Genomic DNA, 20763 nt, shown 5'->3' with positions numbered 1-20763 from the left:
CTGATAGAGCAAAAGTGTAAAATCTTATCAAGCGAAAACTGTCAACTTTATTCTAGCGTTTACAACTATTTACCCGTTCACTTCTGTTGTTAATATTCTATGTGACTAAAAAAGGTTTTAATTAGCTCATAGTCGCAAGTTCAATCGTATAAGTACCTCGGTCTGTAATTAAAGAAAAACGAGACTCGTCATATTGATAGATCGTCGAATCTTCAAGCGGTATTTCGTATAGTGAGGACGGAAGAGGCTGAAGTTCTTCGGAGTCCGTTTGAGTTTGTCCATTTCCGTTTAGTTGTAATGTATGCATGGGTTCGTAGTCATCAATTCTCCGTGTATCTGTTGAATAGGAAATATCATTCAATTCCATCAACGTTGAATCATCATCATCGAGTTCATGTTTTGAAATTTTAATTGTTTCTCCGTTCCACTGTCGTATTAACTGATTAAATTCTTCAACCGATAAGTATCGCTGATTCATTAAAATCCCTCCTGTTATTTAGACTTTCCTACACGAACGGAATCATACGAGTGTTTTGTGAGGAGAATTAGCTTTATATGTTATGTTCTGTCCTTTATATATTTCCTGCCTCTGTCTTTGTTATAGTAAAAGGAAAAGGTTAATGGGGGTGAAGGTATGAAGTCAGAGTTGATTATTGAGAAAATGAAGAATCATACGCCTTCCATCTTAGGGAATCAGGCTTTAACACAGTACTCGATCCTCTTGCCACTAATTACAATAGACGGGGAGCTTCATCTATTATTTGAAGTTCGTTCCCTCCATATGAGAAGACAGCCAGGGGAGATCTGCTTTCCAGGAGGAAAAGTAGATGCTCGAGACAAGATGGCGCAGGCTGCTGCAATAAGGGAAACGAAGGAAGAGTTGGGGATTTATGATCAGGATATTGAGCACGTATTTCCTTTTGATTACATGATCTCGCCGTTTGGGATGATGGTAAGTACTTATGTTGGATTCTTAAACTGTGATGAAAGTTGCATTCAGTCGAATCCGGATGAGGTGGAAGAAGTATTTACGGTTCCACTTGCTTTTTTTAAGGAATCAGAGCCTCAAATTCACTATGTTAATTTTGAAGTGAAGCCTCAGGATGATTTTCCGTTTGATCTTATTGCAAATGGTGAAGATTATCAGTGGCAGACGCGTCAGATGGAGGAATATTTTTATATTTACGAGGGTCGTGTCATTTGGGGGCTGACAGCCAGGGTATTGAATGCATTTGTTGAAATGATTCGATGAAGAATGTGGGAACCAGTATCTGGATCTGTCGTTAGAACCAGATAGAGGGCTAGAGGGGTACGTTCGCTTTCTGTTAATTGTGCACCAATGATTATGACGACGGAATTACATACTAAACTCATCAGATGAGGAGTTGAGCTTATTCCATTAAAGGGCAGTATGGTTGAAGGCTCGATTCCGGGATAATGTTGAGAAGAAAGGGGCGGTGGGGAAGGAGTCTCCTCCTTCCCCACCGCCCTTGCCATATGGTTCTATCGAAATCGTACCGTATGACCTTCTCTGTTATCTGTTATAAAGCCAATTGAAGCTTGATACAGAAACAGTGAATAATGCCATCACACAGTCTCAACCTTGCCAGTGCCAGCTTCGAGAAATGTTGTTTCCGTTATGGTTGAAAGCGTTTGGAGGTCCGGGAAACCACTCGCTTTCCATGGGCATGTGGCGAGCTTCCTCGGGCTATCGCCCTGCGGGATCTCACCGATCATGTTCATCCCATAGGAGTCTCGCGATTTCCCGGCCCTCCTTGCCATTGTGAGGCAAACGGAAACCTCAGTAATGGGTTCTTCAAATTGTAGGCTATTCATAGATGGGAGTTTGCAACTGGCACACTTGTTCCATATGGTGTAGCGAACACAGAAGACGACTTATGGCAGTAGGGACGTTCATTAAAAGCAAATGATGGGTGGCTAGGAAACGGGGAGATTACCAAGCCCCCCCATTCGATGTGTGAGAAACGAATCCCTTTCCCAGAAGGACTATCTTCCACTATCCGTGTTCTATTGCAATGAACCTCTCTTTATCAAGGATTTTAATAGGACCGCCCGCTATTAAGATTTGCATGCAAACTTAGGAATGGCTACCTTTTCTTGAAGGGGTATCGAGACACTTATATGGTAAAGGGGCGGAGGGAAACGGTGAGACTCCTATGGGATGTGCGGGACAGCTGAGACCCCACAGGACGAAGTCCGAGGAGGCTCAGCGCCCGCCCCATGGAAAGCGAACCGTTTCCCGCAGCCCCTATATTCACACAAACATCTCGAATTCAAGCACAATCTCTGATTTTGTATGCTAATTTATATGTTAAATACCGATAATCGTTGATATAACAGATAATAATAAGAGACCAAATCATATGCGATTTGGTCTCTTCATTCGTATGTTATTTCATGTTTTGTACTCGAAAACTGAACCCGTTAGATTTTGGGATCGTGTTTTTCAAAAGTTCATTATTAATAGAAAAGGACTTTTTCAGTGGCCTCGCTTTAGCTCGAGGAGGCTTGCCGTCTTCCCCGCGGAAAGCGAGTCGTTTCCCATTCCCCATTCAAATAAACAAAAGCAAAGGAACTGCCATTCTTTTATTCATTAGGGGCGGTTGTTTTATTTACCGGTAATCGCAACAGTAGTGAAGCATTTAAGTGGGAATATGAAATCACGATGGACTAATATCTGAGTATCCGGTGGCGGGATTTGTTACCATCTATAAGCACCTTCGCATGTATCAGCTACTGGTTCATAATAACAATGTTCTTTATATTGCCCTGTAAATGGCTGACCGAACCACGTAGGAGGACATTCCCCCCCCGGATTAAAATACCAAAGAGCATATTTTGAAGGATGTCGTCTCCAATACTTTACGACTTCTCTGGCTAATTTTTTTTCTACACTTCTTGCTGGATTATAAAATAAATTACCCTTTTGTACGGCTTCAAAAGAATAATTTCCTCCTTGCACTTGAAAAATCACGTCCCGGATTGACCGTAAATCTTTAAAATCTAAACAATTAGCTTTTAGTCGATTTACAATTACATTACCAACCATCAGCATTCCTAGCCGTCCTTCAGCTGCGGCTTCTGCCCTCATCATCCTAGCTATTAAATCAATGTCATTCTCGGTATATGCTACTCTTGCCACTTTTCATCACCTCTAAAAAATTGTATGAAAAAATCTTAGAAAAATGAGTGAATTTCATAATTTATAGCCCATGTTTCCTAATGAGGCACAAAAAAGGAGTGCCTCCCCGAGGCTTGTATAATGGTGGTTTATCAAACAGGTCAGAAATGAAAATGAGAGGGGGTATAATGACAACAGTGTCATTGCAAAAAGATATCTGAAAATTATGTTATTATATTTATATCATTTACATAGTAAAGGAGGTAGCCTGTGGAATATTTATCAGCAGAAAACGTAAGAGAACTTTTCACGATGGAAGAAACGATCCAGGCGATTGAATCCTTTTACTTAGATGCTACTGAAGGCAATGAGTTGACGCCTGATCGGATGCATATTGAAGATGGTGACAATACGAGCCTTTTAATGCCTTCATATTATGGTGATTACTATGCAACAAAACTCGTTGGGGTTGCCCCACACAATACGAACATTGGAAAACCAACGATCCATGGGTTAATGGTGTTGTATGATCGCCAAACGATGGAACCGCTTACGATGTGTGATGCAGTGCCGATTACGGCCCTGCGTACGGGTGCCCTCGGAGGTTTAGGGATGAAATATCTCGCAAAAGAAAATGCCTCTTCTCTTGGTATTATTGGGACAGGGACGCAAGGATGGAGCCATTTACAGTCCGCACTTGCGGTACGATCGATCGATACAGTCAATGTTTATAATCGTAGTCAAGACAAGCTGGCGAAGTTTATAGAAGCCGCCCGTAAGGAGTTCCCTGAGATCGTCATTCAACAGGCTTCACTCGAAGATGTAGTGCATCAATCTGATATCATCGTGACAACAACTACATCAAAAACGCCTGTGTTGCCTAAACTTAAGGCTGCAGACTGGAAAGGGAAACTAATTGTAGGCGTCGGTTCGTTCCGTCCATCTATGCAGGAAATTCCTGATTCCATACTCGAGCAGGCAGACGAAACGTATGTCGATACACCGAGTGCGTTTCGTGAGTCTGGAGACATGATACGGGCTAAGGAGCTTGGAGTTGATCCTAGGCAGACCCTTTCGCTCAAAGAGATGATAGAGCGGCAGCATCGCCCAGCTAGCCCTGAGAATCAAGTGATTATTTTCAAGTCCGTTGGAGCGGCAATTTTTGATTTAGTGACGGCTAAAGCACTGTATGAAAAATTATAATGAATGGGAGTAGGACGATAATCTATCGGTATAATGAAAGCGTTATCTAAAAAAGGGGGGGTATGATGAATTCGTTTGTTTCACCTAAACATATCTATTATGGAACGGGATCGTTAGAAAAGCTTGCTGGAGTATTAGGAAATTCACAGTATCAAAGAGTACTAATTGTTGCGGACCCTATGCTAAAAAAGCTAGGCGTAATTGATCCTATTACCGAAATTTTAAATGAAGCACACGTAGAGTTTACAACGATCACCAATGTAATACCTGAACTTCCAATTGAAACAGCTAATCAAGTAGTAGAAGAAGCTCGTCAATACCACCCTGAATTGGTTATAGGCGTCGGAGGAGGAAGTGCTATAGACCTCGCTAAGGTCGTTGGTGTACTAGTGGAGAACGAAGGGGAAGTAAGTGACTATTTAAACTTAAATGGAACGAAGAAATTACAACATAAAGGTGTTCCTAAATTATTCATACCAACGACATCCGGAACGGGCGCAGAGGTTACCGATATTGCGGTCTTATCGCTGGAAGATACGAAGGATGTCATCACTCACGAGTATTTATTGGCTGATTACGCCATTGTTGATCCTGTCTTAACCTATACCCTGCCTGAAAAGGTAACAGCCGCAAGCGGTATCGATGCCCTGACTCACGCCATCGAAGCCTATACGTCAACTCAGGCGACCCCACTCACTGATTCTCTTGCTCTAGACGCGATAAGGAAAATCAGTGCTAACATGAGGACGGCGGTATGGAACGGTAAAGATAAACAGGCCCGCGAACAAATGACGTTAGGAAGCTTGATCGCGGGTATGAGTTTTTATAATGCAGGCGTAGCCGGAGTTCATGCGCTAGCCTATCCTTTAGGCGGCTTATTCAAGATTCCACACGGAGAATCAAATGCTGTATTACTCCCATACGTTTATGATCATATTTGGCCAGCCTGTCTAGATAAAATGGTGAAAATAGCCGAGGCGCTGGACTTACCAACACAAGGTAAAAATCAAAGACATATTGCCCAAGATGTCGTACAATCTTTGTTCCATTTAGTCGAAGATGTGGGATTACCGACTCGTATCAGTGCGTACGATATCAAAGAGGAGGATATCGACACCTTAACGAACAATGGTATCAAACAAACAAGATTACTAAACCGTAGCCCTAAAAAACTCAATGAAGAAGCGATCAAGCAAATTTATACAAACGCTCATCAAGGAAAGCTTACACACTGATTAATCAATAAAGGGATGATCCTATGTATAAAATGACAATCGAGCCCCGAGTATCTGAGACTGACGGTGTAGGACATATTAATAACACCGTTGTGCCTGTATGGCTGGAAGCGGGTCGTAATCCATTATTTAAGCTGTTCACACCTGATCACAACTTCGATCACTGGAAAATGATCATTATCAATATGAATATCGACTATGAAAGCCAGATCTATTTTGGAATCGATGTAGAAATCTATACTTGGGTTCAAAAGGTAGGCAATACAAGTTTGCAATTATACGAGGAAGTGTGGCAAAACGATACGTTATGTGCAAAAGGCCATACAACCTATGTGAATTTTAACGTGGAAAAACAAGCTTCTGAACGAATTCCAAATGATATTCGAAGCGAGCTCGAAAGGCATTTCTATGAGGTGGAAAAACATGGAAATTAACACAAAGAGGCTCTGTATCATTCCTTGTACCTTAGAAAGCTATCACGTCTATTCTGGAAAATATAAAATGGGTCCACACATTGACATGCATCTTGAAGAATTAAAGAAAGATGATCAGATGAAAAATTGGGGCGTTTGGTTTGTAATTCGTCGAGATAATCAACAAGTAATTGGCGATGTAGGATTTAAGGGAAAACCGGACGATTATAATACTGTCGAAGTAGGCTATGGTATGATTCCTGAAGCACAAAACAAAGGGTTTGCAACAGAGGCGGTAAAAGCCATTACAGATTGGGCCTTCTCTTCTGGGCAAGTAGAAAAAGTAATCGCCGAATGTTCTATAGATAATCAACCTTCGATAAGTTCTTGAAAAATTAGGAATGAAGCAAATTTCTTCAAAAGGTGAGTTACTAAATTGGGAGATAACAAAAATAAATTAAATGTAAAATTTGTTTGTAGAGGAAATTATAAAAAAGCGCTGTATTTTGAAGCGCTTATTGTTTGCGAAAAAATAACCTAGTTTAATATAAACTGAGTCATAACTAATATAGTTTGTATTTATTGTTCAACTAAAGCTCTAGATTGTGGAAGACTCAACTTCAAGACATTCCTGTGGTTTCCGTTACAAAGGATGGCGTTAGAAGGTCCGGGAAATCACTCGCTTTCCGTGGGCATGTGGTGAGCTTCCTCAGGCTACGCCTTGCGGGATCTCACCGATCATGTTCATCCCACTGGAGTCTCGCAATTTCCCGGACCTTCTTGCTTTCGTAAGGAGAACGGAAGCATCGGATAAGCTACTTCACGTGAGCAGAACGCCCCATGCGTGAGAATCGTGGAGGACACTGAAAAACTGATAATATAAGAGAACAAGAATTAAATTTTTGCAATGTATGACTCATTCCTATGGTTGGCGCTAATGAATGCAATAGGTGCAGTTTCTGCGGCAATTATGAGCCCCTGTATTGTAACTATACGTCAAAACCTAAGCCCAGATCATCTATTGGGGCGTGTTCAAGCTACAAGTCGTTTTATGACATGGATACTAATGCCAGTGTCAGCGTTAGTTGCAGGGGTTGTAGCAGAGCAATTCGGTACCACTTTAACTCTGCTGGTAGGTGGAGTAATTGCTACTATGGCTTCCTTTATTTATCTACATCCATCTTTAAAAACAGCTTGAATTAGATGCATATTAATAAGAGTACCTGTGATTTCAATATTGACCTCTCCAGGTTATATATAAGTCATTTTAGCACTTATTTTTATACGAAAAAGTGCTTCTCATTTTGAAAAGCACTTTAACTTTATTTAAGTAAAATACAAATTTTATGTTACCTTTAAATTATCTTAAGATTTAAATTTAAAAACAGGTAAAAGAGTTGATTCTAATCTTAGGTTATCTTGAAACGGAGTCTTCTGGTAAAGGGTAGCCTTGCGTATTTTTTGCCTTGAGAGTGAGTTTTAAAACAATAAGACTATAAAATGCGAAGCAAAAGAATTGTTATCTAAAAGTTCCGGAAAATGGTCAACTGAAACAATAAATACTAAACAAACGGGGGATTAGCTAAAATATTTAGGAGGCTATCACAATGAGAATTGAATCAAAGCTTTATAAGGAAGTAATTAAACTGATTGAACAAAGGTATCCAACAGGATGGGGAGGGGCTGCGGCAGTTGCATTAGAAGACGAGACTGTATTAACTAGTGTAGCACCAGAAGTGATAAACGATGCCTCTAATCTCTGTATGGAAACCGGATCAATACTAGAAGCACATAAGTTAAATAAACGAGTAACCCACTCGTTATGTGTGGTACGGGATGATGAATATTCTCAATACAAGGTATTGTCGCCATGCGGGATATGTCAGGAAAGGCTTTTTTATTGGGGATCGGACGTGAAGGTTGCAGTTAGTGTGAAAAGTGAAGATATTGTTTTTAAGAGATTAGCAGAAGTTCAACCTTACCATTGGTCTGATGCTTATGACAAAGAAGAATTATTTGGTGAATGACTTTCTTATCTAAGTACTTTTACATAATCAGTCAGCCAATATATTACAGACGTCTGCGAAATTATCTAAATTTCAGTAGAAGGTAATTGTGGCTTTATACAAGTTAGATCTTAAGTTCTGACATTCATACCAGGAACGCTCTTTTATTAGTTCGCAGTAGGTTTAAAATAGCTCTGTTAACTCATAGTAGGATGAAATTAGTATTGGAGTGAATGAAATGTTAATCGGTCATATCAAAGAAATTGTTCGTCATCCGGTAAAATCTTTTCGTGGAGAAAATGTACAACAAACTAAAATAATGGAATATGGTTTATATGGAGACCGTAGCCATGCTTATTTAGATGACACAAAAGAAGGAAATTTCTTAACCATAACACAATTCCAAGAAATGGTTCGATATAAAGCGGGATTTGTAGGAGAAGAATCTATGGAGAAATATCCTAAAGTGAAAGTAACAACACCCGAGGATAAGGTTTTTGATTGGGAAGATAAAGAACTAATAGAAGAAATCGAAAACAAATCGAACCGAAAAATCTCTACTATTGAATATTCCCCTACACATGTGCCTATAGGGCCAATTGCAGTAGAAGACATTCTACTTGCAACAGATGCTTCATTAGATAAGTTGAAAGAACTATGGGGGAAAGACGGAGTTGATTCGAGACGTTTTCGTCCTAATTTATTTATTTCATTAAAAGATAAAGTTCCTTTTATTGAAGAAGAATGGATTGGCCGACGTATTAAAATAGGAACTGAAGTAGAATTGGAATTCGTAGGACATTGTAAAAGGTGTATGATTATTACTGTTAATCCTGATAGTGCCGAACGAGATTCGAGTTTACATAAAACGGTTATAAAAGAAAGAAATAATAATTTTGGCGTTTATGCTTCTGTGATAAAAACAGGTGACATTCAAGTAGATGATGAAGTTCATCTTCTTGCTTGAATTTTTTTAAAAAGAACCTGAATGTAAATTATTGAACGTATCCTTTGTATCGTAAACTCTTTTAAACGCGGAGATACGGTTCAAGTCAAGATTGAGGGTGAAGAACCGGAGCACTTGAGTTATATGATGCAGGAGGCGTGCTTAGCTGTATTACGAATTACAGTAGTGATGATTCGTTCATCTCAATATGGTAAGAGGGGGAAGGGGAACGGTGAGACTCCAGCACAGGTCGAGACCCCGCAGCAAGGAGGCTTGACCGTTCGTCCGCGATAAGCGAATTCGTTCCCTGAGCCCTTTCTCTATCTCTAACAACGGAGCCATGATTCCGTAGCTAACTTTTATTCCAGATCACTCCTCTTAATGAATCAAACAACCACAAATTTTCCATATTCCTTCATAAACTTCAATCCCACACTGCCTATAGGACCATTCCGTTGTTTGATTAACAAAACCTCCATACGGTCCTCCACCTTTGATGACCAATTATAGTGATGGTCTCTGTGTAAAAACCAAATTACATCGATGATCAATGGTTCAACCCAAGTGGATTTCAGTTTTAAATACATAAGCTATTAGATTGTTCACCTTTCTCTTATGACGTTGATTGGATGGCAATCCAGATGACTCCTGTGGAAAGCTACTAGATTCTGATCCAATCAACAATCCCATCCCTAAGAAAAAAGTTGAATCTCGTCGGTAAGACGCGATTCAACTTTACAATGCAAATGCTTTGATTTTACTAATTAATAATTAACGGCTTCCTCTTCTTGTTGTTGTTTTAGATCCTTCTCAGTCTTTTTAATGTCTAGCTTCATAAGAATGGAGACGACAAGCGCTAAGAGTATTAAAGCAAGAAAAACGTAAAATACAGCAGTGTAACTATCGGTTCTAGCCCGAATTTGCGAAACAATCATAGGTCCAAATACGCCACCTAGAGACCATGTTGTCAACAAGTACCCATGAATGGCACCTAGTTGTTTCGTTCCAAACAAATCACCAATAAATGCAGGGAGATTAGAGAATCCTCCGCCGTAACAACTAACAACGAGTAAAATTAGAAGTTGGAATAAGATGATGTTTGTCGTGATCGGAAGCATGAAAAAAGCAACAGTTTGTATTAAGAAAAAGATCAGAAAAACATTGGGGCGGCCAATATAGTCTGAAGCTGTTGCCCAGCCAAGACGACCTCCACCATTAAACACGCCCATGATCCCGACCATCGTGGCAGCTGCAGCGGCTGATAACCCTACAACTTCTTGGGCCATCGGTGAAGCAACTGAAATCATCATAATCCCTGCGGTCGTATTAATAAGCATCATCGTCCAAAGCAGCCAAAAACGCTTTGTTCTAACCGCTTCTTTTGAAGTTAATTGTTGTAAATCCTTTTTATAAACTTTATTTCCAGAGGCCATATTTTGTTTCATGGAAGCTGGCATCCAGCCTTCTGGGGGTGGGGCAATGTAAGAAGCACCTAATATAATAAAAACGAAGTAAGCAGCGCCTAAAAAGTAAAATGTATTAGATATTCCAATTGCAGTCATTAAGTTGGCTGCAAGGGGCGCTGTAATGAGAGCTCCTGTTCCAAAACCAAGTACCGCTAATCCGGTAGCTAAACCTCTTCGGTCAGGGAACCATTTCACGAGAGTTGATACGGGTGAAATATAGCCAATGCCAAGTCCAAGTCCACTTGCCACTCCGTAGGACATTAGGAAAAATGGAAGCGAATCAATCGCGATCGCAAGCCCCGAACCAGCTTGTCCTAATCCGAACAAAACACCAGCCAGAATTGCTGATTTTCTTGGACCATTTTTTTCAACAAATTTCCCAAACAATGCTGCGGATGACCCGGCTAGTGCCATCATGATGGTAAATGCAATCGTTACTTGAGTTGGAGTCCAACCCATTTGTTCACTTACGGGGGTGGTATATACGCTATATGCGTAGGCACCTCCGATGGAAAGGTGGATGGAAATAGCTGATAAAGCAATTAACCATCTGTTTTTCATTGCTTGCATATTATGTACCTCCTTCACTCTCTTTGTAAGCGACTTCATAAAATAGGATACAACGGGTGGCAGTAAAAATCAAACTATTTGAAATTATTTGAAATTACCGTGGAATCAATGATCGTATATAAGTGATTACAAAGTCCTGCAAAACGATGCTTTTACATTGTGAATGGTGGTATCTATAGGATTTTATTTTGAAATTCACCAAATGAAAAATCAAGCTTATTCCGTTATAGGGCGAGATAGTGGAAGACTCAATTCCGAGATCGTGTGCCTGTTCCGTCATCGGTAGGAGGGGAAGGTAGTCGGGGAAATAACTCGCTTTCCGTGGGAGTACGGTGAGCCTCCTCGGACTCCTTCCCCACCAGCCCTTTCTCCACACAATCATCTCGGAATCAAATTGTGCGGTAACAGGTACCACACAATTCGAACGGACCCGATTAATAGGCCTAGTACTGGATTTATTAATGGCAAAGTCGTTCAATTTTAGGTTCTAAGTGATCAACTACACAATCAGGGTCTTTAAAAGAAAACAATTAACAAAAATCAACAACAATATTTAACATAGCCTATAAAAAAAGATAAGTTTAGTATTAGAATTTCTTACTTAGTAAAGGGTGAAAGATAAAGGCGTTGAAAAAAATGGTTGGGCTTCTTCTTGCAATTATTCTATTTAATATCATAGCTTTTAAATCAAATAAAAGATTAACAGTAAAACAAATTGCCCATATTTGGGTTTTTACGATTGCCTTTCAGATGTCTGCTGATATATTTATTGATATAAAATACCAGGGTTACTGGTATTTTCGGCCAGAGGTTGATTGGGCAGCTTTACCTGCACATATTGCTTTACTTCCTCCAGTGAATATGATGTTTTTAAACTGGTATCCTTTTGGAAGTTCACTAGGGAAACAAGCAGTTTACTTTTTTTACTGGGAAATAGCCTTACTAACCTACGAGTTGTTGACTTTAATTCCTGAGCCCTGGGGTTATTTTCATTATGGGTGGTGGAACTTGGGGTACTCAGCGGTAGTAGACCCGATCTTGTTAATGATCTTACTTGTGTATTATAAGAAGTTTATAAAATAAGTATCTGTCTCTCAGCACTTCAGAGGACAGATACTTATTTTGGGAATGTTTTGCTATTGTTGTGACTAATTCTCGTTTATTGGTGGGTTGCTTCTTTTTTTCCAACGATTTTTAATAATTGGAATAGCGAATGCCAATATACTTACAATTAAGAGAGCAAGGGAGATTGGCTCGGTAATAAAGATCATATAGCTGCCACCTGAAGCTGTTAATGCTTGGCGAAGTGATTGTTCCATCATCCCTCCTAATATAAACGCCAAAATGAAGGGAGGAGCTGGAAACGAGGTGAGCCTCATTAAATACCCAATCACTCCAAAAAACAATAGAACATATAGGTCAAATGTGCTGAAGCTTACCGAGTAAACACCAATCATACTAAAAATGATCACAAGTGAAATTAGCAAAGGTCTAGGAATTTTTAGTAATTTTGCAATGTGAGGAATAAGCGGTAAATTAAGAACGAGTAACATAATATTACCGATATACATACTGGCGATAATACCCCAGAAAATATCAGGATTATCTTGCACTAATAAAGGTCCTGGCTGTATACCTAGAACGAGAAAAGCCCCAAGCATAACTGCGGTTGTACCTGACCCCGGAATACCCAAACTTAGTAATGGTACGAAGGCACCGCTTGTTGCTGCGTTATTAGCTGTTTCAGGTCCAGATAATCCTTTGATTGAACCTTTTCCAAATTCTTCTGGATTCTTTGCAATTTTCTTTTCTGTAATATATCCAATAAAGGAAGCGATCGTTGCCCCTGCACCAGGGAGCACACCAAGTATGAAACCTAAAAAGGATTGGCGTGTCATTGGGCCTCTCATTTCTTTAAAGTCTTTTTTACTAAGTTTAAGATTGCCTATATCTGCTTGTTGGCTAAGAGATTTATTTTTACGATTAATGATAAGAAAGCAGACTTCAGCTAGTGCAAATAAACCAAGAGCAATAATTAAAAAGTCAAAACCCTCGAGTAAATTAGCATTACCGAATGTAAATCGAGTCGTCCCTGTTTGGGCATCAATTCCAACAGTAACAGCGATAAATCCTAACGTAGCCGAAATAAGTGCTTTAATCGTAGAACCCTCTGAAAGACTAGAGATTGCCGTCAAACCCATAAACATTAGGGCAAAATATTCCGGAGGACCGAATGTTACAGCGACTTGAGCTAAAGCTGGGGCAAACAGCATTAATAGCACGACGGAAACAGTTCCGCCGACAAAGGAGGAAATGGCCGCAATGGCAAGAGCTTTACCAGCTTCCCCTTTTTGAGCCATCGGGTAGCCATCAAATGCTGTGGCTACTGTACCGGATATACCCGGTGCATTTAGTAAAATTGATGCACTCGATCCACCGAATACTGCACCGTAATAGACTCCTGCCATCATAACCAATGCTGTTGAAGGCTCCATTCCATATGTAACAGGAATCATAATCGCTATGGCACTAATCGGTCCTAAACCAGGCATCATGCCAATGAAAGTCCCGATCAAAACTCCAATAAAGACGAACAGGATCCCCTCGAGACTAAAGGCTACCTGAAACCCCTGCATTAAACCGTCTAATGCACCCATAATTTATCCACACCTTCTATAATGGTAATATTCCTTGAGGTAATCTGATCTGCAATAAGTAATTAAATACATAATATAAAAGACTGGGAAAAATCAGTGAGACTAAAATATTCGTGACCCATTTTCTGTAACCAAGGAAAGTGGAGCACGCAAATATAAATAATGCTGTAGTGATGACAAAACCTATGATTTCTAACAAGAAAATATATAAGAAAATCATTCCGCCGACAGCAAGCATGACAAGAACTTCTTTTCTTGGTATGACTCTTTTCTCCTTTTCTTCTTTTGTTTCAGAAGATTTATCAAAATAAAGGAAGATAGCTAAAACAATCAAGATATATCCTAGAACCTTAGGGACGAGGTCAGAGTCTACTGGCACATATGGATATTCTTTTAAGTTGTAACTTAGATACAAATAACCGAGTGCAAATAATATAAGAGCGATACTTACTTTTTGATGTAATGTTTTAAGCATGTATACCACCTTCAATTGAGAGAAAGGTGACAAGTAAACAACTTGTTCTGCTACTTGTCACCCTTTTCTACAAGATTATTGACCTAAACCAAGCTCTTCTAATAAACTTCCTAATTCTTCAGTTTGCTCATCTAAGAATTTCTTATATTCTTCATTGTCCATGTACATTTCTTCCCAACCATATTGCTTTCGAATTTCAGCAAAAGCCTCTGAATCACTTACCTCTTTGAGTTTCTCTTCGTAATATTGTAAGGCCGTTTCATCCATGTCTTTAGGTCCGAAGAAACCTCTCCAGTTTACAAATGTTGCATCGATTCCCTGTTCCTTAGCTGTAGGAAATTCAGATAGGGTATCCCCTTCCAAACGTTCTTCTGAAGTTATACCTAACACTCTGATTTTATCAGCTTTGACTTGTTCAACCGTTTCAGCTACACCAGTGGAATAGACGTCAGCACTATCATTTAAAATCTGTGTTAACCCTTCGCCGTCCTGAGCGGAAACATATTTAACATTCTTAATATCGACACCAGCTTCTTTGGCGATTTTAATGAATTGCATATGGTCCATTGATCCTGGGGATGAGGTTCCAACAACTGTTACTTGTGATGGATCTTCTTTCATATCGTCAAATAGATCATTTAAATTATCCCACTTAGCATCTTCTGCTACAGCAAAAGCACCGTAATCAGCAATCATGTTCGCTAGTGGTGTGACATCCTTATACCCAATTTCGGATTGACCGTTTAATGGTACAAAAATAAGTGGAGGGGAAGATACGAAAATATTATGAGGGTTATCCATATTATCTACGTATGACCAACCAATAGACCCACCGCCACCAGGCTTGTTTACAACACCGATATCTTCTTCAATGATTCCATCTTCTTCCATAATCTTTGCTACACTTCGAGCTGTAGTGTCCCATCCACCACCAGCTCCAGCAGGGGCGACAATCTCAAGTGGCTTATTAGGTTTCCATCCCTCTTCATTTGAGTCTCCTTCTGAGTTTGTCGATTGTTCTCCGCAAGCTGCAAGTACAACTAGTAATGATAAAAGCAATAGCATAAATAACTTTTTCATTTTGACCTCTCCTTTGTAAGAATATTATGAATTGATTAATTTACATACTAAATGACAACGATCCTAATGTAACCGTTTTCAAAGTTAGTTGTTTTAAAAAAATAACCTTAATAAAATTCATAAAATTTATTCTTGAACTAAAAGGAGGAGTTCGCTGCTTTTGTTTAGGTGAAGGGGGGACTCGCTTTCCGCTGGGAAGCCGAAAAGTCTCCTCGAGCTAAAGCTCTGCGGGGTCTTGCCAGTCTATCCTTTCCCGCAAGAGTCCCACCGTTTCCCATCCCCCATTACGATCATGGGAAAAGCGAAACCTTCATTGGCATACATCTACTGGACTATTCAATCTTACTGTGTTTCTTATCAAGTAAAAACGGTGTATCAAGCACATGTACTTCTAAATCATAATGAAAATGAAAAAACACTCTTATTATGCTTAAGTAGTTCTGTTTTATATTTTCTTATTAAACTAAAGTCTCAGATTATGGAGGACTCAGCTTCGAGACATTCCGGTGGTTTCCGTTACAAAGGATGGCGTTAGAAGGTCCGGGAAATCACTCGCTTTCCGTGGGCATGTGGTGAGCTTCCTCAGGCTACGCCTTGCGGGATCTCACCGATCATGTTCATCCCACAGGAGTCTTGCGATTTCCCGGACCTTCTTACTTTCGAGAGGAGGACGGAAGCATCAGATACGCAGCTTCACGTGAGTATAAAGCCTCGTGTGTGAGAATCGTGTTGGGTGAGGCTTTATTTTATAGCATAGGTAAGACGCATTCTTCTATGTCGAGGGTTTGTGCATTTCCATGTCGAATGGGGTGGCTTTGAAACGACGAGACTCCCGCGGGAGAAGGAGGAAGCCACTGAAAAACTGATAATATAAGAGAACAAAAATTAAATCAATCAATATGTAGAAGGAAATGTCAATGAGATCGCCGATATATAGTAGGTGGTCCCATTGTATTTTTCTTAGTAAAGACTTTTTCAGTGGCCTCGAGAAGGAGCTAGGCGAGACCCCACAGGGAGTGCCAACGACCGAGGAGGCTTGCCAGTTCCCCCGCAGGAAAGCGAGTTGTTTCAAAGCCACCCCTATCCCTTATACGGTAACGAACCCTAATTATCTCGGAATCGTTCGTAAAACCTGAACTTTAACCATGATTTTAGCACTCGTTTTAACACAAGAATTCAATTGATGACAATAAGTTGTGTTATCTCACTAAAAGATCAATAAAAATAAGCAGCCCAATTTTCCTGTTAATTGGACTGCTATTTGGTGTACTAACTCATATTTTGTACTCGAGAACCGAACCCGTAAATTATGCTAGAAGTCTAGTTTTTACTATAAAAATATTTTCTTTCCGGCCTTCCTACTTTTCCATACCTCATTTCAGCAATTCCTTCATGAGTAGATATTAAATATTCTAAATACCTTCTTGCCGTAGTTTTCGAAGCTCCCATATGCTCGCCTGCCAGCTCTGCTGTTACGCCAGTATCTCCAGAATGTTGTAGTAACTTTCTGACTTTGCTCAAAGTTAGCGAGTCAATTCCTTTAGGAAGAACCTCTCCTTCATACTGTGTCTGTTCTTTTCCAATCAGCTGGTCGACAAGCTTTTGATCCATCGTTTCATGTGAATCAATTAGACGCTTTTTAGCTTGATAATTTTTAATCGTTTCAACAAACCGATCCATCGAAATAGGCTTAATAATATAGTCAACCACCCCATAATTAAGAGCTTGGGTGACCATCTCTTTGTCATCAGCTGCCGTAATCATGATCACATCAAGTGAAGTGGAATGTTCTCGGAGTTGATGTAATAAATCTGTTCCGAGTTGATCGGGCATATAAACATCCAATAGCAATAAATCAGGTTGATGTTGTTCGACTGCTTGCATCGTTTCTGCTGCATTGAGTGCCTTACCCACAACCTGAACATTTTCCAACTTCATTAGAAAGCTCTCATGCAGTTGAGCGACTCGATAATCATCTTCGGCAATCACAACTTTAGTCATTTCATTGACTCCCTTCAATAAATCCTACTTTGATAAAAAGATCGAAAAAGATGTTCCGTGATCTTGTTGTCCACCAATCTCAAGAGTTCCTCCTAATTCGCTGACGATCTCACTAATATTTGCCAAGCCATAGCCACGGTGTTTTCCTTCTTTTGTAGAGAATCCTTTGACAAAAACATATGGCATTACTTCTTCTGAAATTCCAGGACCGTTATCTGTTACTTCAAAAACGATTTCTCTTCCTACATCTGTTGCGGAAAACACTACTTGCTTAGCTTCTTGATCTTGAACAGCTTCAAATGCGTTATCAATCATATTCCCGAGTATCGTGACTAGTTTCGAACGATCGATATGGGACGGTACACTTTCAAGAGAAGTACCTTCATCTATAGAAAAATCAATTTTTAACTCAGAAGCCCGGCTTAATTTTCCTAAGAGAATTGCTTTAACTGTGTCATCATTTACTTGATTTAACAGCTGCGTTTGCGATTGATTGGATTGAAACTCTGCTTCGATCAAATCAATCGCTTCACTGTAATTCCCTAACTGAAGTAAACCTAGTAAAACATACATTTTATTAGCATATTCATGTGTCTGTGATCGTAAATCCTCCGAGTAACGTTTAACTTCTGAAAGGGAGTTCACCATTTCGCGTACTTCCGTTTTATCTCTGAAAATCGTAACCACACCAACCACTTCATCTTTTTCTACAATCGGTGTTCGATTTATAATTACCATACGATCATTCAGTAAAATTTCCTGATCGTTTTCTGCTTTTCCTGAATGAAGGACTCGCGGCATCTCCGTATTAGGAAATACATCATTGATCAACTTTTGAGAAACATCTCCTTCGATTTGAAGGATGTTTCTAGCCGATTGATTGATCATCGTTACACGAGTTTGACGGTCAATCGCAATGATCCCCTCTTTTATTGAAGATAAGACTGCTTCCCTATCTCGGTAAAGGGTTGCAATTTGATAGGGTTCTAGTCCCATTGTATCTTTGCGTATGCTTCTCGTTAACAATAATCCACCTAGTCCACCGATAAGGAGAACCAATGCGGATATTCCAGCAATATCTTCTAATTTTTTAAAAAAAGTATTGTTGATGTCTTCGATAAGAAATCCAACGGAAACGATCCCAATTACTTCATTCTCCTCATTGAAGATTGGAGCTTTTCCTCGGAGCGAAGGCCCAAGCGTTCCAACAGACTCTGATATATAATATTCACCATCGACGAGAGCACGATCGTTATCACCACCAACCATTTTATTACCGATCTTCCAGTGATCCGGGTGGGCATAACGAACACCGTCCTCGTTTCCAACTACAACAAACTCTGCCCCCACTTGTTCTTGCACTCCTAACGCAATAGGCTGGATAACGATTGAAGGCTCTTCCGTTTCAAAAGCTTCACGAACAGATGGAATCAATGATACTGTTGTGGCGACTTGTTTAGCCAGTTGACCAGTATTTTCTTTGGTTTGCTCCAATTCCCAATAAGCAAAAACTCCTGATAAAATAACAATAATAGCTATGATTAAGATTAATATTAAACTTAGTATTTTAGTTCTTAATGAGGCTTGCAATCTCCTGAACATATATTTTTTCTCCTTGTAAACGCTTAATTTAATAATTCTAACATAGGGTTCATACAAGACATAGGGGGATCGAAGAAGGTACACACAAATAAGAGCAAATTCCTAAAAAATCTCAGTTCAGTGAACTGAGATTTTTCTTATATTTATTTTCAAGTCCACGCAGCAGTATTGTTAAAGACTCAGCCTTCTGCAGTATACCCCTTTTAGGATTTGGAAAGATGGTTTCGTTCTTCTAATCATGGTAATGGGGGCGTGGAAATGGTGAGACTCCTGCGGGAAAGGATAGACTAGCAAGACCCCGTAGAGCTTTAGCTCGAGGAGGCTTGCCGTATTCACCGCGGAAAGCGAGCCATTTCCACGACCCCATTTCTCCAATCAAAAGTAACGAAACTGATCTTACAGATAAATAGGGGGTTTCCTTTAATAAGTAATTTAGATGGAATCATTCACGATAAAATATTTTTCAATTTAATGGTCAATTTATGTATGCCAATTTGTAGACGAGTTTGTAGGTCAAAATGTAGACCTACATTGGCTATTATTACCTAACAAAATATTGTGCAAATCACACTATAAATTTAATGGATCTTAAATCCGAAAACCCTATTATACCGATAAAAGATGACCATCAAATTCCAACTAATTGTGGAAATTAAAGGTCTAATGGTGTTTTATGGTGCAATAAGTTAAATTGTGGATAGAGGTGATGGTTATCCTGAAAAGAACCCTCTTAATAATCGGAGGCATTTTATTATTTTTCTTGTTAGGGAGCATTATTTATTTAAAAGCTAACCCACCATTATCATCAAACGGTATAAGTTTCTATGCAGATGATGAAAAGAAAAGAGTAGTAGAAATAGTAAACTCTGGATTTGCAAATATCAACCTACAAAATGTATTGATTAATGGAAATAAAGCTGAAAATGTTGAGTTGGGTGCAAGCAGAACAAATCATATGGTAGCAGGCGGAGGTCTTGAAGAAGACCCATATATTACTTTTCACAAAATTAACAAAATAGAAGTGCAACCTGAATTATCACCAGAAGAACAAAAAGCTCTATATGAAGAAGATGACAGAAAAATCATAAAACACTATGGGTTACGTGCTTTTGGGAACGAAATACCTGAAAAAATAACTATAAAATACATGTATTCATTTATACCTTATTCGTTAGAAGTAGATGTTACAGAGTAACGATATTAAGAGAACCGGTGCTTTACGTGCTTTAGTTGAAGAAGATTGAGCAATTTCTGATAAGGAATTTGCTCTTTTTTGGTTGTCAAAATTGCATTCGCTTTTGTACAGCAGCATATCTGAAATAATTATTGCAGAGGTGAAATTAGGTTACATTATTGTGTGTAAATAACTACTCAAAATACAAATGAACATTAATACGAAATGAAAAATGAGCTGTATATGGCATTTATTCTTTGTAGGTTTTGGCAATATGTTTATTAGAGAAGTTGTATAAATAAACGCGTAATTAAATGCATGAATGTGTATGTTTATTCAGTGTATAGACAATTATCTCGAAACGGAGTCTTAAAGAAACGGGCAGGATTGTGGAAGACTTGATTTCGAGATAATGTGTAATGCTCACGCTTAGAAAAGGAGATAATTGATGTGTAATCCCCTGTAATTAAAATTAATGGAATGAGAAGCAGTACTTCTTAATAAACTTGATTTTATATAAAAAAGTATATATTAACTAATTTTTTGCCTTTTATATATAAATTTTTATATGTTATGATGGATTAGTCAATTGAAAATTTATATACTTCTAACCTTGAATACGATAGTAGAAGCTGTTCTTAAACTATCAAAAAAGTTGATCGAAATTTTTATATAAAAAGGTATAAATTAAGGTGGGAGGTAGAGTGACATGGAAGAAAGGAAACAAACATTGCAGAAATACATTCCTTTAGCAAAATCTACGGCTGAAATGTTTGGACATCATTGTGAAATT

General features: G+C 39.1%; 19 protein-coding genes and 1 pseudogene. 11 read left to right on the top strand and 9 right to left on the bottom strand.

Annotated features, from left to right (window positions below):
* Window positions 1-121: 121 nt before the first annotated feature.
* Window positions 122-478, bottom strand: coding sequence for a hypothetical protein (locus ACFQIC_RS18865; protein WP_204710160.1), 357 nt, complete (start codon window positions 476-478; stop codon window positions 122-124).
* A 156-nt stretch (window positions 479-634) separates the two neighbouring features.
* Between ACFQIC_RS18865 and ACFQIC_RS18860 the strand changes: the two genes are divergently transcribed.
* The gene (locus ACFQIC_RS18860) at window positions 635-1252 is read left to right on the top strand and encodes an NUDIX hydrolase (RefSeq protein WP_204710163.1); all 618 of its coding nucleotides are present in this window, start codon (window positions 635-637) and stop codon (window positions 1250-1252) included.
* A gap of 1372 nt (window positions 1253-2624) precedes the next feature.
* Window positions 2625-2702: a DUF1572 family protein gene (locus tag ACFQIC_RS18855; RefSeq protein WP_204710279.1), complete on the top strand. Its 78-nt coding sequence runs from the start codon at window positions 2625-2627 to the stop codon at window positions 2700-2702.
* A 20-nt stretch (window positions 2703-2722) separates the two neighbouring features.
* Here ACFQIC_RS18855 and ACFQIC_RS18850 read toward each other — a convergent pair whose 3' ends face one another.
* Window positions 2723-3163 carry a cell wall hydrolase gene (locus ACFQIC_RS18850; protein WP_204710165.1) on the bottom strand — a complete coding sequence of 147 codons (441 nt, stop codon included), beginning with the start codon at window positions 3161-3163 and terminating at the stop codon, window positions 2723-2725.
* Between the two features lie 249 nt (window positions 3164-3412).
* On the opposite strand from ACFQIC_RS18850, the gene ACFQIC_RS18845 reads away from it, so the two are divergent.
* The 7 genes and pseudogenes from ACFQIC_RS18845 (at window position 3413) to ACFQIC_RS18815 (ending at window position 8966) form a co-directional block, all read left to right on the top strand.
* On the top strand, window positions 3413-4345 hold the full coding sequence (locus tag ACFQIC_RS18845; RefSeq protein WP_204710167.1) for an ornithine cyclodeaminase family protein: 933 nt from the start codon (window positions 3413-3415) through the stop codon (window positions 4343-4345).
* A 65-nt stretch (window positions 4346-4410) separates the two neighbouring features.
* On the top strand, window positions 4411-5580 hold the full coding sequence (locus ACFQIC_RS18840) for an iron-containing alcohol dehydrogenase (RefSeq protein WP_204710169.1): 1170 nt from the start codon (window positions 4411-4413) through the stop codon (window positions 5578-5580).
* A 23-nt stretch (window positions 5581-5603) separates the two neighbouring features.
* Complete coding sequence (locus ACFQIC_RS18835; protein ID WP_204710171.1) at window positions 5604-6014, top strand: acyl-CoA thioesterase; 411 nt, start codon at window positions 5604-5606, stop codon at window positions 6012-6014.
* Window positions 6004-6454, top strand: a pseudogene (locus ACFQIC_RS18830) (GNAT family N-acetyltransferase). Before ACFQIC_RS18835 ends, ACFQIC_RS18830 begins: the two are co-directional and overlap by 11 nt.
* A 446-nt stretch (window positions 6455-6900) precedes the next feature.
* The gene (locus ACFQIC_RS18825) at window positions 6901-7191 is read left to right on the top strand and encodes an MFS transporter (RefSeq protein WP_390217667.1); all 291 of its coding nucleotides are present in this window, start codon (window positions 6901-6903) and stop codon (window positions 7189-7191) included.
* Between the two features lie 409 nt (window positions 7192-7600).
* On the top strand, window positions 7601-8020 hold the full coding sequence (locus ACFQIC_RS18820; protein ID WP_204710175.1) for a cytidine deaminase: 420 nt from the start codon (window positions 7601-7603) through the stop codon (window positions 8018-8020).
* Window positions 8021-8237: 217 nt separating this feature from the next.
* The gene (locus ACFQIC_RS18815; RefSeq protein ID WP_204710176.1) at window positions 8238-8966 is read left to right on the top strand and encodes an MOSC domain-containing protein; all 729 of its coding nucleotides are present in this window, start codon (window positions 8238-8240) and stop codon (window positions 8964-8966) included.
* A 365-nt stretch (window positions 8967-9331) separates the two neighbouring features.
* Here ACFQIC_RS18815 and ACFQIC_RS18810 read toward each other — a convergent pair whose 3' ends face one another.
* Window positions 9332-9532 carry a DnaB-like helicase C-terminal domain-containing protein gene (locus ACFQIC_RS18810; protein ID WP_204710177.1) on the bottom strand — a complete coding sequence of 67 codons (201 nt, stop codon included), beginning with the start codon at window positions 9530-9532 and terminating at the stop codon, window positions 9332-9334.
* A gap of 177 nt (window positions 9533-9709) precedes the next feature.
* A complete protein-coding gene (locus ACFQIC_RS18805; protein WP_204710179.1) occupies window positions 9710-10981 on the bottom strand; it encodes an L-lactate MFS transporter in 1272 nt (423 codons plus the stop codon).
* Window positions 10982-11617: 636 nt separating this feature from the next.
* Between ACFQIC_RS18805 and ACFQIC_RS18800 the strand changes: the two genes are divergently transcribed.
* Window positions 11618-12064 carry a hypothetical protein gene (locus ACFQIC_RS18800; RefSeq protein ID WP_204710281.1) on the top strand — a complete coding sequence of 149 codons (447 nt, stop codon included), beginning with the start codon at window positions 11618-11620 and terminating at the stop codon, window positions 12062-12064.
* Between the two features lie 65 nt (window positions 12065-12129).
* Here ACFQIC_RS18800 and ACFQIC_RS18795 read toward each other — a convergent pair whose 3' ends face one another.
* From ACFQIC_RS18795 to ACFQIC_RS18775, 5 genes are all read right to left on the bottom strand, one after another.
* A complete protein-coding gene (locus tag ACFQIC_RS18795; RefSeq protein WP_204710180.1) occupies window positions 12130-13638 on the bottom strand; it encodes a tripartite tricarboxylate transporter permease in 1509 nt (502 codons plus the stop codon).
* Between the two features lie 16 nt (window positions 13639-13654).
* The gene (locus ACFQIC_RS18790; RefSeq protein WP_204710182.1) at window positions 13655-14113 is read right to left on the bottom strand and encodes a tripartite tricarboxylate transporter TctB family protein; all 459 of its coding nucleotides are present in this window, start codon (window positions 14111-14113) and stop codon (window positions 13655-13657) included.
* A 75-nt stretch (window positions 14114-14188) separates the two neighbouring features.
* On the bottom strand, window positions 14189-15193 hold the full coding sequence (locus tag ACFQIC_RS18785; RefSeq protein WP_204710184.1) for a tripartite tricarboxylate transporter substrate binding protein: 1005 nt from the start codon (window positions 15191-15193) through the stop codon (window positions 14189-14191).
* A 1320-nt stretch (window positions 15194-16513) separates the two neighbouring features.
* Window positions 16514-17194 (bottom strand): response regulator, encoded by a 681-nt coding sequence (locus ACFQIC_RS18780; RefSeq protein ID WP_204710186.1) that lies wholly within the window; start codon window positions 17192-17194, stop codon window positions 16514-16516.
* A 24-nt stretch (window positions 17195-17218) separates the two neighbouring features.
* Window positions 17219-18796, bottom strand: a complete 1578-nt coding sequence (locus ACFQIC_RS18775) for an ATP-binding protein (RefSeq protein ID WP_204710188.1) — start codon at window positions 18794-18796, stop codon at window positions 17219-17221.
* Between the two features lie 706 nt (window positions 18797-19502).
* Here ACFQIC_RS18775 and ACFQIC_RS18770 point away from each other — a divergent pair.
* Window positions 19503-19991, top strand: a complete 489-nt coding sequence (locus ACFQIC_RS18770; protein ID WP_204710190.1) for a hypothetical protein — start codon at window positions 19503-19505, stop codon at window positions 19989-19991.
* The last annotated feature ends 772 nt before the right edge of the window (window positions 19992-20763 follow it).

Source organism: Halobacillus seohaensis (assembly GCF_042663045.1).
Lineage (GTDB): Bacteria > Bacillota > Bacilli > Bacillales > Halobacillaceae > Halobacillus_A > Halobacillus_A seohaensis.
This window is presented reverse-complemented; position numbering and strand designations above follow the sequence as displayed.

Bases quoted from the DNA above. Each gene is read 5' to 3' on its own strand.
- ACFQIC_RS18795 (WP_204710180.1), bottom strand. From the start codon at position 13,638: ATGGGTGCATTAGACGGTTTAATGCAGGGGTTTCAGGTAGCCTTTAGT.
- ACFQIC_RS18780 (WP_204710186.1), bottom strand. From the start codon at position 17,194: ATGACTAAAGTTGTGATTGCCGAAGATGATTATCGAGTCGCTCAACTG.
- ACFQIC_RS18835 (WP_204710171.1), top strand. From the start codon at position 5,604: ATGTATAAAATGACAATCGAGCCCCGAGTATCTGAGACTGACGGTGTA.
- ACFQIC_RS18805 (WP_204710179.1), bottom strand. From the start codon at position 10,981: ATGCAAGCAATGAAAAACAGATGGTTAATTGCTTTATCAGCTATTTCC.
- ACFQIC_RS18775 (WP_204710188.1), bottom strand. From the start codon at position 18,796: ATGTTCAGGAGATTGCAAGCCTCATTAAGAACTAAAATACTAAGTTTA.
- ACFQIC_RS18790 (WP_204710182.1), bottom strand. From the start codon at position 14,113: ATGCTTAAAACATTACATCAAAAAGTAAGTATCGCTCTTATATTATTT.
- ACFQIC_RS18770 (WP_204710190.1), top strand. From the start codon at position 19,503: ATGGTTATCCTGAAAAGAACCCTCTTAATAATCGGAGGCATTTTATTA.
- ACFQIC_RS18785 (WP_204710184.1), bottom strand. From the start codon at position 15,193: ATGAAAAAGTTATTTATGCTATTGCTTTTATCATTACTAGTTGTACTT.
- ACFQIC_RS18810 (WP_204710177.1), bottom strand. From the start codon at position 9,532: ATGTATTTAAAACTGAAATCCACTTGGGTTGAACCATTGATCATCGAT.
- ACFQIC_RS18840 (WP_204710169.1), top strand. From the start codon at position 4,411: ATGAATTCGTTTGTTTCACCTAAACATATCTATTATGGAACGGGATCG.
- ACFQIC_RS18865 (WP_204710160.1), bottom strand. From the start codon at position 478: ATGAATCAGCGATACTTATCGGTTGAAGAATTTAATCAGTTAATACGA.
- ACFQIC_RS18820 (WP_204710175.1), top strand. From the start codon at position 7,601: ATGAGAATTGAATCAAAGCTTTATAAGGAAGTAATTAAACTGATTGAA.
- ACFQIC_RS18815 (WP_204710176.1), top strand. From the start codon at position 8,238: ATGTTAATCGGTCATATCAAAGAAATTGTTCGTCATCCGGTAAAATCT.
- ACFQIC_RS18825 (WP_390217667.1), top strand. From the start codon at position 6,901: ATGTATGACTCATTCCTATGGTTGGCGCTAATGAATGCAATAGGTGCA.
- ACFQIC_RS18860 (WP_204710163.1), top strand. From the start codon at position 635: ATGAAGTCAGAGTTGATTATTGAGAAAATGAAGAATCATACGCCTTCC.
- ACFQIC_RS18800 (WP_204710281.1), top strand. From the start codon at position 11,618: ATGGTTGGGCTTCTTCTTGCAATTATTCTATTTAATATCATAGCTTTT.